This window comes from Streptomyces sp. NPDC050546 (assembly GCF_044457425.1).
GTDB lineage: Bacteria > Actinomycetota > Actinomycetes > Streptomycetales > Streptomycetaceae > Streptomyces.
Window position 1 is genome coordinate 188,468 of the sequence record NZ_JBITGX010000002.1, and the last position, 12,643, is coordinate 201,110.

Annotated in this window: 12 protein-coding genes and 1 pseudogene; 10 read left to right on the forward strand and 3 right to left on the reverse strand. The window is 72.1% G+C overall.

All coding sequences use genetic code 11. From position 1 onward, the window contains the following. Positions 1 to 38: 38 nt before the first annotated feature. The 5 genes and pseudogenes from ACIBK5_RS05625 to ACIBK5_RS05645 form a co-directional block, all read left to right on the forward strand. A complete protein-coding gene (locus tag ACIBK5_RS05625) occupies positions 39 to 1,019 on the forward strand; it encodes a zinc-binding alcohol dehydrogenase (RefSeq protein ID WP_399016552.1) in 981 nt (326 codons plus the stop codon). Positions 1,020 to 1,191: 172 nt separating this feature from the next. Next, on the forward strand, positions 1,192 to 1,590 hold the full coding sequence (locus tag ACIBK5_RS05630) for a 6-carboxytetrahydropterin synthase (RefSeq protein ID WP_184588322.1): 399 nt from the start codon (positions 1,192 to 1,194) through the stop codon (positions 1,588 to 1,590). Then, the gene (locus ACIBK5_RS05635) at positions 1,587 to 2,786 is read left to right on the forward strand and encodes a glycosyltransferase family 4 protein (RefSeq protein WP_399016554.1); all 1,200 of its coding nucleotides are present in this window, start codon (positions 1,587 to 1,589) and stop codon (positions 2,784 to 2,786) included. The genes ACIBK5_RS05630 and ACIBK5_RS05635 overlap by 4 nt, the downstream gene beginning before the upstream one ends. Further along, a complete protein-coding gene (locus tag ACIBK5_RS05640) occupies positions 2,783 to 3,862 on the forward strand; it encodes a methyltransferase domain-containing protein (RefSeq protein WP_399016556.1) in 1,080 nt (359 codons plus the stop codon). Before ACIBK5_RS05635 ends, ACIBK5_RS05640 begins: the two co-directional genes overlap by 4 nt. Then, positions 3,859 to 4,854, forward strand: a pseudogene (locus ACIBK5_RS05645) (lysylphosphatidylglycerol synthase transmembrane domain-containing protein); the annotation flags it as partial. The gene ACIBK5_RS05640 and the pseudogene ACIBK5_RS05645, both read left to right, overlap by 4 nt. A gap of 122 nt (positions 4,855 to 4,976) precedes the next feature. On the opposite strand, the gene ACIBK5_RS05650 reads toward ACIBK5_RS05645, so the two are convergent. Continuing rightward, on the reverse strand, positions 4,977 to 5,741 hold the full coding sequence (locus tag ACIBK5_RS05650) for a creatininase family protein (RefSeq protein ID WP_399016558.1): 765 nt from the start codon (positions 5,739 to 5,741) through the stop codon (positions 4,977 to 4,979). A gap of 41 nt (positions 5,742 to 5,782) precedes the next feature. On the opposite strand from ACIBK5_RS05650, the gene ribA reads away from it, so the two are divergent. From ribA to ACIBK5_RS05665, 3 genes are all read left to right on the forward strand, one after another. Next, positions 5,783 to 6,442, forward strand: a complete 660-nt coding sequence (ribA, locus tag ACIBK5_RS05655; RefSeq protein WP_399016560.1) for a GTP cyclohydrolase II — start codon at positions 5,783 to 5,785, stop codon at positions 6,440 to 6,442. Positions 6,443 to 6,600: 158 nt separating this feature from the next. Then, on the forward strand, positions 6,601 to 7,662 hold the full coding sequence (locus ACIBK5_RS05660; protein ID WP_399016561.1) for a saccharopine dehydrogenase: 1,062 nt from the start codon (positions 6,601 to 6,603) through the stop codon (positions 7,660 to 7,662). Continuing rightward, positions 7,652 to 8,809: a saccharopine dehydrogenase family protein gene (locus ACIBK5_RS05665; protein WP_399016563.1), complete on the forward strand. Its 1,158-nt coding sequence runs from the start codon at positions 7,652 to 7,654 to the stop codon at positions 8,807 to 8,809. Before ACIBK5_RS05660 ends, ACIBK5_RS05665 begins: the two co-directional genes overlap by 11 nt. A gap of 5 nt (positions 8,810 to 8,814) precedes the next feature. Here the strand turns inward: ACIBK5_RS05665 and ACIBK5_RS05670 are convergent, their stop codons facing one another. Continuing rightward, positions 8,815 to 10,044, reverse strand: a complete 1,230-nt coding sequence (locus tag ACIBK5_RS05670) for a serine hydrolase domain-containing protein (RefSeq protein ID WP_399016564.1) — start codon at positions 10,042 to 10,044, stop codon at positions 8,815 to 8,817. Between the two features lie 151 nt (positions 10,045 to 10,195). On the opposite strand from ACIBK5_RS05670, the gene ACIBK5_RS05675 reads away from it, so the two are divergent. Both ACIBK5_RS05675 and ACIBK5_RS05680 read left to right on the forward strand, forming a co-directional pair. Continuing rightward, a complete protein-coding gene (locus ACIBK5_RS05675; protein ID WP_399016566.1) occupies positions 10,196 to 10,585 on the forward strand; it encodes a VOC family protein in 390 nt (129 codons plus the stop codon). A 108-nt stretch (positions 10,586 to 10,693) separates the two neighbouring features. Then, entirely contained in the window at positions 10,694 to 11,104 is a 411-nt protein-coding gene (locus ACIBK5_RS05680) for a VOC family protein (RefSeq protein WP_399016568.1), read from the forward strand. Between the two features lie 72 nt (positions 11,105 to 11,176). Here the strand turns inward: ACIBK5_RS05680 and ACIBK5_RS05685 are convergent, their stop codons facing one another. After that, entirely contained in the window at positions 11,177 to 12,535 is a 1,359-nt protein-coding gene (locus ACIBK5_RS05685) for an MFS transporter (protein WP_399016569.1), read from the reverse strand. Positions 12,536 to 12,643: the final 108 nt, after the last annotated feature.

Consider the following 12,643-nt stretch of genomic DNA (forward strand, 5'->3'; position numbering starts at 1 on the left):
GTACGCAAGCAGCTTCCCGATCGTTCAGGAGGACTTCGATGAAGCACACCGCACGGGCGTTCTGGATCGACTCGCCTGGACGAGGCGAGATCCGGGACGTCACCCTGCCGGAGGCCGGCGAGGGCGAGGTGCTGGTCCGCGCCCTGTACTCCGGAGTGAGCCGCGGCACGGAGACGCTCGTCTTCCGCGGCGGCGTGCCCGTCAGCCAGCACACCGCCATGCGGGCACCGTTCCAGGAGGGGGACTTCCCGGGCCCCGTGAAGTACGGCTACCTCAACGTCGGCGTGGTGGAGGAAGGGCCCGGAGAGCTCGTCGGCCGTACGGTGTTCTGCCTCTATCCGCACCAGAGCCGGTACGTCGTCCCGGCCCGGGCCGTCACACCCGTACCGGACACCGTGCCGGCCGAACGGGCCGTGCTCGCCGGGACCGTGGAGACCGCCGTCAACGCCCTGTGGGACGCCGCGCCCCTGGTCGGCGACCGGATCGCCGTCGTCGGCGGCGGCATGGTCGGCTGCTCGGTGGCGGCCCTGCTCGCCCGTTTCCCCGGCGTCCGGGTCCAGCTGGTCGACGCCGACCCGTCCCGTGCCGACATCGCCAAGGCCCTGGGCGTCGGCTTCGCCACCCCCGCGGACGCCCTGGGCGAGTGCGACCTGGTCGTCCACGCCAGCGCCACCGAGCAGGGACTCGCCAGGTCCCTGGAACTCCTCACCGCCGAGGGGACCGTGCTCGAACTGAGCTGGTACGGCGACCGGCGGATCAGCCTGCCGCTCGGCGAGGCCTTCCACTCCCGGCGGCTCGTCATCCGCTCCAGCCAGGTCGGCACCGTCTCCCCGGCCCGCCCCGACCGCAGCTACGCCGACCGGCTCGCCGTCGCCCTCGACCTGCTCGCCGACCCGGCGCTCGACGCCCTCGTCACCGGCGAATCCGCCTTCGAGGAGCTGCCGGACGTACTGCCGAGGCTCGCCTCCGGAGAGATCCCCGCCCTGTGCCACCGCGTCCGCTATGACGAGAGCGATTGACGCATCGGCTGACGATTCGTTCCATCCGGTACGACATCGGTAAGACAAGAGCGCCTGACCTGAGAAAAGACGTAGCGGAGGCTGAACAGGGGAAGGCAAGGAGCCGTATTACCCGGCATCCCCGGCAGCCGACAGCGGGGGAGCAGACGCGCCGCACCTGGAGGGTCGTCCGTTGTTCAGCATCACCGTCCGCGATCACATCATGATCGCCCACAGCTTCCGTGGCGACGTCTTCGGACCGGCGCAGCGCCTGCACGGGGCCACGTTCCTCGTGGACGCCACATTCCGGCGCGAACAGCTGGACGAGGACAACATCGTCGTCGACATCGGGCTGGCCACCCAGGAACTCGGAGCCGTTGTCAGCGAGCTGAACTACCGCAACCTCGACAACGAACCCGACTTCGCCGGGGTCAACACCTCTACGGAGTTCCTCGCCAAGGTCATCGCCGACCGGCTCGCCGAGCGCATCCACAAGGGGGCGCTGGGCGAGGGCGCCAAGGGCATCGCGGGCCTGTCCGTCACCCTGCACGAGTCGCACATCGCCTGGGCGAGTTACGAGCGTGCGCTGTGACCGACACGACCATCGAGCGGCCCGGGCAGACCGGCCCGGCACGCCTGAACTACGTTCCGGTGCAGCACGCCGCCCTGAAGAACGCCGAGATCATCCCCATGTCCCTGCGCACCGTGCACTTCGTGCTCCCGGGCGGCATCGACGACCCGGCGGCCCCCAGCGGCGGCAACGCCTACGACCGGCGCGTCTGCCTGGACCTGCCCGGCTTCGGCTGGCAGGTGACCAAGCACGCCGTCGCCGGTGACTGGCCCCGGCCGGGGGCCGAGGCCCGGACGGAACTGGCCCGCGCCCTGAGCGGACTGCCGGACGGTGCCGTCGTCCTGCTCGACGGCCTGGTGGCCTGCGGGGTCCCGGAGATCGTCGTGCCGGAGGCGGAACGGCTGCGGATGGTCGTCCTCGTCCATCTCCCGCTCGGCGACGAGACCGGCCTCGACCCGGTCGTGGCCGCCGAACTGGACGCCAAGGAGCGGTCGGTGCTGCGGGCCGTGCCGGCGGTCATCGCCACCAGCGACTGGGCGGTCCGCCGCCTGGTCTCCCACCACGGCCTTCCCCCGGAGCGCGTCCACGTCGCGGCCCCCGGTGCCGACATCGCACCCCTCGCGCCCGGCACCGACGGTGTCTCGCGTCTGCTGTGCGTCGCCGCCGTGACCCCGCGCAAGGGCCAGCACCGGCTGGTGGAGGCGCTGGCCACGGTGACCGACCTGCGGTGGAGCTGCGTCTTCGTCGGCAGCCTCACCCAGGAGCCCGAGTACGTCGCCCATCTGCGGTCCCTCATCGCCGAGCACGGCCTTCAGGACCGGCTGGAGCTGGCGGGCCCGAAGTCCGGCGCCGCACTGGACGCCAGTTACGCCACCGCCGACCTGATGGTCCTCACCTCCTACGCCGAGACCTACGGCATGGCCGTCACCGAGGCACTGGCCCGGGGCATCCCGGTCATGGCCACGGACGTGGGCGGACTCCCCGAGGCGGTCGGCCGCGCCCCCGACGGCGGCGTGCCCGGCATCCTCGTCCCGCCGGAGAACCCCGCCGCCATCGCCGCCGAACTGCGCGGCTGGTTCGGCGAGGCGGACGTACGGCGTCGCCTCAAGGCCGCCGCCCGCAGTCGCCGCGCCTCCCTCGACGGCTGGGCGACCACCGCACAGAGCCTGGCGGCGGTACTGCGCCGGCTTCCGACCGAACCCCGGAGGGCCGCATGACGAACCCGGCGACGACCCAGCAGAGCGGGGCGATTCCGACGCAGCCCGGGCCCAGAGAGGCCGCCGAGTCGAAGGAGGCCGCCATGGTGGCGGACGCCAAGGCCCCGAAGCCGGGTGACGCGGTGATCGCGTGGGCGGGTGACGCCATCGTGGCGGGCGCCGACGGCGCCGTCATCCCGGGCGCGGGCCCCAGCGGCACCCCCGGCTCCCGGCCCACCGTGAAGCTGCGCGAGGCCGACCCCGGCGATCCGCCCCGCTACGCGCCCGAGTGGCTGGAACTGCGGGAGCCGGCCGACGCCGACGCGCGGGCGCACGACCTGCTCGACCCGCTGCGTATCCGGCTCGCCAACCTGCCGGGGAAGTCGGGCGTCGCCATCCACGACCTGGGCTGCGGCACCGGGTCGATGGGCCGCTGGCTCGCCCCCCGCCTGGACGGCGCCCAGCACTGGGTCCTGCACGACCGCGACCCCTATCTGCTGCACTTCGCCGCCGTCGCCTCCCCGCGCTCCGCCGCCGACGGCAGCAGGGTCTCGGTCGAGACACGGCGCGGTGACGTCGCCCGGCTCACACCGGACGCACTGAAGGGCGCGTCCCTGGTGACGGCGTCCGCGCTGCTGGACGTCCTCACCCGCGACGAGATCGACGCCCTCGCCGCCGCCTGCGCCGGAGCCGGCTGCCCCGCCCTGCTGACACTGTCCGTCGCCGGGCGGGTCGAACTGACCCCGGCCCACCCGCTGGACACGGAGATCGCCCAGGCGTTCAACGAACACCAGCGCCGTGACGGCCTGCTCGGCCCGGACGCGGTCACCGCGGCGGCCGAGGCGTTCTCCGAGCACGGCGCGACCGTACGGCTGCACCCGAGCCCCTGGCGGCTCGGCCCCGAGCAGGCCGCGCTCACCGAACAGTGGCTGCGCGGCTGGGTCGGTGCCGCCGTCGAGCAACGCCCCGACCTGCGCGACCGCGCCGACGCCTATCTGGCCGAACGCCTGGCCGCCTGCGCCGCCGGGCAGTTGCGCGTCACCGTCCACCACACCGACCTCCTGGCCCTGTGCCGTCCGGTGGGCGGAGCGTCATGAGCCCCCAGGCGACGGGGACGCGTCCGCGGCCGACGTCCGTCGAGAGCGACCGGCTGCCCCGGAGCGGCGACAGCGGCAGTCCGCTCGGGGAACCCGGTGCACCGGCACCGGAGGCTTCCCGCCCCGCCGGTTCCCCGTCGCCCGGCCCGGTCCGGGCCGCCCTGGCCCGGATCGGCTCCCGCAAGGTCCGTACGCGTCTCGGCACCCTCGCCGGAGTCGCCATCCTCGGTGTGCTGTTGTGGCGCCTCGGTACCGGTGTCTTCCTGGACGGGCTGAGCCGGATCGACGGGACGTCGCTGGTGCTGGCGCTCGGGATCGGGCTCGTCACCACGGTGTTCAGCGCCTGGCGGTGGGCGCTCGTGGCCCGGGGGCTCCGGATCCGGCTGCCCTTCGGACCGGCCGTCGCCGACTACTACCGCGCGCTGTTCCTCAACGCGGCGCTGCCCGGCGGCGTCCTCGGCGATGTGCACCGGGCGGTCCGGCACGGGCAGAGCGAGGGCGACCTGGGCCGGGGCGTGAAGGCGGTCGTCCTCGAACGCGCCGCCGGGCAGATCGCCCTGTTCGCCGTCGGGGCCGTGGTGCTGCTGACCATGCCGTCCCCGGTGCTGTCCGAGGCCCGGCACATCGCGCCGCTCGCGGCCCTGGCCGCGGTGGGCGCCCTCGCCGTGGTCCTCGCCCTGCGCATGAACCGGGCGGCGCCCTCACGCCGCGGCCGGAAGCTGCGCGGGGTCCTCGCCGAGGCGCGCGAAGGGCTGCTGTCCCGCCACAACGGGCCCGGAGTCATTGTCTCCTCCGTGGTCGTTCTGGCAGGTTACGTGGCCATGTTCGTACTCGCCGCCCGCGTCGCCGGGGTCGCCGCCTCCGTGGCCGTCCTGCTGCCGCTCGCGGTCCTCGCGCTGCTGGCGATGGGACTGCCGCTGAACGTCGGCGGCTGGGGGCCCAGGGAGGGCGTCACCGCCTGGGCGTTCGGCGCCGCCGGACTTGGCGCCGGCCGGGGACTCGCCGTCGCGGTCGTCTACGGGGTGCTCAGCCTCGTGGCGAGCCTGCCCGGCCTGATCGTGCTCGTCGCCCGCTGGTACACGGGCCTGCGTGCCCGGTCCCGGACCGGGAACGACTACCCGTCAGCTACGTCGCTCGTGGAGGCGGCCCCGTCGTCCGCGGAGGTCAACATCGAGAAATACGCCCCGAAGGAATCCGCCAGGCTCGCCAGGAGTTCCTTCCCCTTTTCCGCCGAACCCAGCGAAGCACGGCCGATGACACCGGAATCGGTATAGCCGGACATGCCGAGGGTAAGCAGATGACGCCGGTCGTCAGCGACGAAATCGGAGGTCTCATAACCGGGTCGGAGCATTTCGGGATGAGCGTGCAGAAGGATGGAGGTCTCTATTTCCCCCGCGTGCATGTCGGTGAGCAGCGAGGTGACCACACCCGCCCGCTGCCGCGCCTCCTCCCAGTCCTCCGGGGCCGGGAAGAGCGCCATCCGCTCACCGCGGGCGGAGGATTCCTGAACCACGTTGCCCAGTACGTAGTTTCCGCCGTGCCCGTTGACCACCACCAGGGCCTCGACGCCGGAGCGGCGGAGCGAAGCCGCAATGTCCCGTACCACCGCATGAAGGGTCACCGAGGAGATGCTGACGGTCCCCGGCCAGGCCGCGTGCTCGTGCGAGCACGAGATCGTCACCGGAGGAAGGAGGTGCACCGGGTACGCGCCGGCTATCTCCCGCGCGACGGCACACGCGACGAGCGTGTCGGTCGCCAGCGGAAGAAACGCACCGTGCTGCTCGAAGCTCCCCACGGGAAGCACCGCGACCTGCCGTGAGACACCGGCGCCCCGCGTCCGTACGTCTTCCGTGGTGTCCGCCGGCACCAGATCACTCATAACGTCACGGCCTTTCGTCTCTGCTTAGGAACTCGAGAATCATGACAGAAAAAATTGGCGTACTCGGCAAGAAGTCACCGCAGCGGACCGGCGTGGAACGCGTCGTGAATGCCCCCTTGCCCACTGTGTACGGGAAATTCCAGGCGATCGGCTACATGGACCACGACCGCGGCGACGAACAGGTCGCGCTGGTCTATGGCGAGATCGGCACGGACGACGTCCTCATCCGGCTGCACTCGGAGTGCCTGACGGGCGACGCCTTCGGCTCCCAGCACTGCGAGTGCGGCGACCAGCTCGACGCCGCCCTGCGCGCGGTCGTCACCGAGGGCGCGGGCGTCGTGGTCTACCTCAGAGGGCATGAAGGCCGTGGCATCGGCCTGCTCGCCAAGCTGCGCGCGATGGCCCTGCAGGCGGAGGGCCTGGACACCGTCGAGGCCAACCTCGCCCTGGGCCTGCCGGTCGACGCCCGCGACTACGGGGTGGCCGCCAGGATCCTGGAGGACCTGGGCGTGAAGTCCGTGCGCCTGATGTCCAACAACCCGCGCAAGCGCGACGCCCTGGTGAGCCACGGCATCCAGGTCGCCGAGCAGGTGCCGCTGCTGATCCCGCCGTGCGAGAACAACATCACCTATCTGCGGACGAAGCGGGAGCGTCTCGACCACCATCTGCCCCACCTGGACGCGGTGGTCAGCTCCTCCTGAGGCACCGGGTGCCCGCACGGGCGGGCTCCGGTTCTCCTCGGCGTGACCTGGGCGCATTCGTGCGCGACCCGAGAGCGGGCCGCGTACGCTTCGTGGACGTCAGCCCCTTGAGCGTCGGCCCTCAGCGGCCGACGCCTCACGCCGGAGGCCCACCTGGTATGACCGAGCTCCATCTGTGGCTGCGCCACGAGGCCCGAACGACCGAGCGACGCACACCGATCGTGCCCGACGACGCCCGGCGGCTCGTCGGGAACGGAGTGGAACTGACCGTCGAGGAGTCCCCCCAGCGGGTCTTCCCGATCGAGGAGTACGAGGCGGCCGGCTGCCGTGTCGCGCCCGCGGGCTCCTGGGTGACGGCGCCGCGCGACGCCGTCGTGCTCGGCCTGAAGGAACTGCCCGGAGACCCGGCGGAACTGACGCACCGGCACATCTTCTTCGGCCACGCCTACAAGGGTCAGCCGGGAGCGGCCGACCTGCTGGGCCGGTTCACGGCCGGGGGCGGGACGCTGTTCGACCTGGAGTACCTGGTGGACGACACCGGGCGGCGCCTCGCCGCCTTCGGTTTCTGGGCCGGCTACCTGGGCGCCGCCCTGGCGGTGCTCCAGCACCGGGGCCGGCTGCGGGCACCGCTGACGCCCACCACCAAGGCGGAGCTGGACGAGAGCCTCAAGCCCGCCGCCGACGACGCCGAGTTCACCGGCCTGGTCATCGGCGCCCTGGGGCGCAGCGGCCGCGGTGCCCGCGTGGCGTTCGCCGCCGCCGGGGCCGACCCGACCTGCTGGGATCTCGCCGAGACCCGCGACCTGGACCGCCGCGCCCTGCTGGAGCACGACGTGATGGTGAACGCGGTCCTCGCCACCACCCCCGTCAAGCCCTTCCTCCGAGAGCTGGACCTCGACACCCCGGACCGCCGGCTGCGCACCCTGTGTGACGTGACCTGCGACGTCGGCTCCCCGCTCAACGTCCTCCCGGTGTACGACGACACCACCGACTGGGACGAGCCCGTCCGCCGGCTGCGCGACGCACCCCCGCTCGACCTGATCGCCATCGACAACCTGCCCTCCCTGCTGCCGCTGGAGTCCAGCGCCGACTTCTCGGCAGCCCTGTACCCGCAGTTGCTCGACTTCGGCGTCGGCGGGCCCTGGGGGCGCTGCGCGGACCGATTCCGTCAGGCCCGCCGTGAACACGGACTCGACAAGGGGGAGTTCGATGAGCACTGACCCGGTACCCGCGAGCGGCACCGTCCACTGGATCGGCGCCGGCCTCTCCACCGGCAGCGGACTGGCCGCGCTGTGCGACACCGCCGAGCGCGTACGGCTCTGGCACCGCACCGAGAGCCGCGCGGCCGACGCCCTCGGCCGGCTGGGCCTGGCCGGACGCGCCGAGCCCCGCGCGTACACGCCGGCCGCGCTCGCCGCCGAACTCGCCCCCGGCGACGTCGTCGTGTCCATGCTTCCCGCGCCGGAGCACGCGCCGCTGCTCGCCGAGTGCGTACGGCGGGGAGCGCACTTCGCCTGCTCCAGCTATGTGTCCCAGGCCGTGCTGGACCAGGTGCCCGCTGCCGAGAAGTCCGGGGTCGTCGTCCTCACGGAGGCCGGGCTCGACCCGGGCATCGACCATCTCTTCGCGCACGCCCTCGTCGCCCGCGCCCGGGACGCCGTCGGCGACGGAACGCCCGCCTCGTACACCCTCACCTCGTACTGCGGCGGTGTCCCCGCAGTCCCGAACGACTTCACGTACCGCTTCAGCTGGGCACCCGCGGGTGTCCTCAACGCCCTGCGCTCACCCGCCCGTTACATCGAGGACGGTGCCGAGACCGTCGCCGGCCGTCCGTGGGAGGCGACCCGGCGGCATGTCGTCGAGGGGGAGGCGTTCGAGGTCTATCCCAACCGCGACAGCGTCCCGTTCGTCACGCAGTACGGGCTGCCGGACGCCTGGACGCCGCGGACGTTCGTACGCGGCACCCTGCGTCTGGAGGGCTGGCTGCGGGCCTGGGACGGTGTCTTCGAGGAGCTGAAGAGGGGCGACGACACCCGGATCGCCGCCCTGGCCCAGGAGCTGGCCGCCGCCTATCCCACGACGGACGAGGATCGTGACCGGGTCGTCCTCGCCGTATCGCTGGAGGTACGGGCCGAGACGGGGCGTTCCTGGGCCGGCGGCTACCTCCTCGACCTGGTGGGCGACGCGGGGGAGAGCGCGATGGCCCGTTGTGTCTCGCGCACCCTCGCCCTGGGTGTCCGCCACGTCCTGGACGGCTCCCTGCCGCCGGGGCTGAACCGCGCGGCGGAGACGGCGGCCCGGTCCGAACAGTGGCTGCGCGAACTCGCGCAGGAGGGAGTCGAGTTCACGCTGCGCGTCGACCGGTAGCGGGCTCAGTCCGACAGGGCCTCGTGGACCATCCTCTTCAGGTCCCGGAACACCGTGTGCGAGGACCGGGGCCGCACCTGTGTCATGAACTGCACCGTCAGGTCGCGGCCCGGGTCCACCCAGAACGTCGTCGTCGCCACCCCGCTCCAGCCGTAGGCGCCGGGGCCGGACGGCACTGGTGTGCGGGACGGATCGATCACCACGGAGCAGTTGAGGCCGAAGCCGAGCCCGTCGTTCCCCGGTACGTCGTGGGCGGGGCTGCTGCCGAAGGAGCGCAGGTCGACGCCGTCGGGCAGGTGGTTGCGGGTCATCAGGTCCACGGTCCCGGGCGCGAGGAGCCGGACGCCGTCCAGTTCGCCGCGGCGGCGCAGCAGCTCCATGAAGCGGTGGTAGTCGTGGGCGGAGGCCACCATGCCGCCGCTGCCCGACAGGAACCGCGGCCGGCCGCGCAGCGGCAGTCCCGGGATCGGCTCGATGCCGCCTCCCTCCTTCTCCCCGTACATCTCCGACAGCCGGGGTGCCTGCTCGTCCGTGACGTGGAAACCCGCGTCCGTCATGCCGAGGGGGCCGAAGACCCGCTCGGCGCAGAACACGTCGAGCGGCTGACCCGTCACGACCTCGATGATCCGGCCCAGGACATTGCTGGCCACCGAGTAGTTCCACTCGGTGCCCGGCTCGAACTGCAGCGGCAGACTCGCGTACACCTCGATGGTCTCGGCCAGGTCGGCGCCCGGCGGCACCGAGGACTCCAGGCCGGCCGCGCGGTACAGGGCGTCGACGGGGTGGGTGTGGTAGAAGCCGAAGGTCAGACCCGAGGTGTGGGTCATCAGATGCCGGACGAGTATGGGGCCGTCGGCGGGGCGGGTCCGTACGTCGGCCCCGGAGCCGCTGACATACACCCGCGGCTCGGCGAAGGCAGGCAGATGGCCGGCGACCGGGTCGTCCAGCGACAGCCTGCCTTCCTCCACCAGCAGCAGGGCGGCGACCGCGGTGACCGGCTTCGTCATGGAGTAGAACCGCCACAGCGTGTCCGGTTCGACCGGCAGCCCGGCTGCGATGTCCCGCAGGCCGTACGCCGTGAGGTGTGCGACCCGCCCGCCCCGGGCGAGCGACACGAGGAAGCCCGGCAGCCGCCCCTCGTCGACCAGTCGGGTGAAGTGCCGGTCCATGTCGTCCAGCGCCTTCGGATCCAGCCCCGCCTCAGCCGGATCGACCTCTTGCCGCAGCTGTGCCATCGCTCTTCCTCCGTCGCGCTCGTCGAGGTGAGATCCGGCATACCCCGCCAGGACCGCGCAGGAACAGGTGAATGTCAGAGCTCACCGGTACCGTCGAACCCGACGGCCGCAGCCTGTCCGAGATCAGGTCCGACACTCCGGAGAGCAGCTCATGAGGATCCACATCACCAGCGTCTTCGTCGACGACCAGGAGAAAGCCCGGAGCTTCTACACCGACGTACTGGGCTTCGTGAAGAAGCACGACGTCCCGGTCGGGACGGACCGGTGGCTGACCGTGGTGTCGCCGGAGGACCTCGAAGGGACCGAGCTGCTCCTCGAACCCTCGGGCCACCCGGCCGTGCAGCCGTACAAGACGGCCCTGGTCGAGGACGGCATCCCGGCCGCCTCGTTCGCCGTGGACGACGTGCACGCGGAGTTCGAGCGGCTGCGCGGGCTCGGCGTGCGGTTCACGCAGGAGCCGACGGAGATGGGCCCGCTCACCACCGCGGTGCTGGACGACACCTGCGGCAACCTGATCCAGATCGTGCACACCAAGGCCTAAGCCTCTGGTTGCAGGACCGATGGCCGATGTCATGGGGCGGCCGGGTTCCTAGGCTGCGAGACGGGTGCGCGGCCGCCGCGGACCGGGACGCCATGAGAAGAGGTCACCATGCCCGTGCACGGTCGCAGCCACATCCGTATCGCCCGGCCCTCCCGGGACCTCGCGGCGGCCGAGCGGTTCTGGCGCGAGGGGCTCGGGCTCGATGTGGTGTGGCGCGCCGAGGGCGGGGGCGAACCGGGGGAGCACGACCTGCTGATGCTCGGCTGGCCCGACGCCGACTGGCACTTGGAGCTCGTGCACGAGGCCGACCGTCCGGTCGAGCCCCGCCCCACCGAGGAGGACCTGCTGGTGATCTACGCCGACGGCCCGGTACCGGACGATCTGATCGCCCGCCTGGAGCAGTACGGCGGCAAGCGGGTGGAATCCCCCAACCCCTACTGGAACGAGTGGGGCGTCACCATCGAGGACCCCGACGGCTACCGTCTCGTGCTGTGCCGCCGGGGCTGGTCCAACAGCTGAAGCCCGGCCCTCCAAGGGGCGCGGGGAACTGCGCGACCAGCCCCCCACGCACCCGCACCCGACCCCAAAGGGTCAGACCGCCACCTTCTCCGGCTGACCGGTTCCCCGAGCCGCACGCTCACCGAGCAACTCCGTCGGAACCCGGTTCGTCTCACGCGCGGACAGCGCCGCGATCACCGGCGGCACGCACAACGCCGCCGTGAACAGCGCCACCGCCGACCAGTCGTCGCCGTCCGGCCCGGCGATCTGCGCGGCGAACGTCACCGCGAACCCGGCCGCGGCGAAGCCGATCTGCGTGCCGATGGCCACGCCGGACAGCCGGACCCGGGTCGTGAACATCTCGCCGTAGAAGGCGGGCCACACACCGTTCGCCGCGCTGTAGACCACGCCGAAGCAGAAGACGCCCGTCAGGAACGTCAGCGGGTAGGAGCCCGTGGAGACGGCCCACAGGTACAGGAACATCGTCACGGCGCTGCCGGCCGCCCCGATCAGGAACACCGGGCGGCGGCCGATCCGGTCGGACAGCGTGGCCCACAGCGGGATCGCGGCGAGCGCGACGACATTGGCCAGGGCACCCATCCACAGCATGGCGGTACGCGACATGCCGACCGCGTCGCTGGTGGCGTACGCCAGCGCCCACACCGTGAAGATCGTGCTGACCGAGGCGATGAGCGCGCCCCCGATCACCCGCAGCACATCCGCCCAGTGCTCGCGCATCAGCACCACCAGCGGCAGCTTGACGACGCCCTCCTCGGCGGTCTGCTGCGCGAAGGCCGGGGTCTCGTCCAGCTTGCGCCGGATGACCCAGCCGACGACGGCGACCCCGAGGCTCAGCCAGAACGGCACCCGCCAGCCCCACGACAGCAACTGCTCCTCCGGCAGCGCGGCGACCGGGATGAAGACCAGCGTGGCCAGCAGCTGGCCGCCCTGGGTGCCGCTGAGGGTGAAGCTGGTGAAGAAGCCGCGCCGGCCCGGCGGCGCGTGTTCCAGTGTCATGGAGTTGGCGCTGGCCTGTTCGCCCGCCGCCGAGATGCCCTGGAGCACCCGGCACAGCACCAGCAGGACCGGGGCGAGCGTGCCGACCTGGTCCCGGGTGGGCAGACAGCCGATCAGGAACGTCGACAGGCCCATCAGCATCAGCGTGAAGACCATGATCTTCTTGCGGCCGAGCTTGTCCCCGAAGTGGCCGAGGACCAGCGCGCCGACCGGGCGGGCGGCGTACGCGACGCCGAACGTGGCCAGCGACAGCAGGGTCGCGGTCGCCGGATCCGACTCGTCGAAGAACACGGCGGGGAAGATCAGCGCGGCGGCGCTGCCGTAGATGAAGAAGTCGTAGTACTCCAGTGCGCTGCCGATCCAGGCGGCGGTCGCGGCTTTCCTGGGCTGACCGGGCGGGGCGGCGGCCCCTCGGGGCGTGGCGGGGACGGACACGTGCGGCTCCTTAGCGGGCTCCACCCTAGGCGGAGTGAGACGAACGGCGAGCAGAGGGGGAGGTGCCGGATCGCGGCTAATTAACCCACTGGGTAGTTAGTAGGGGAT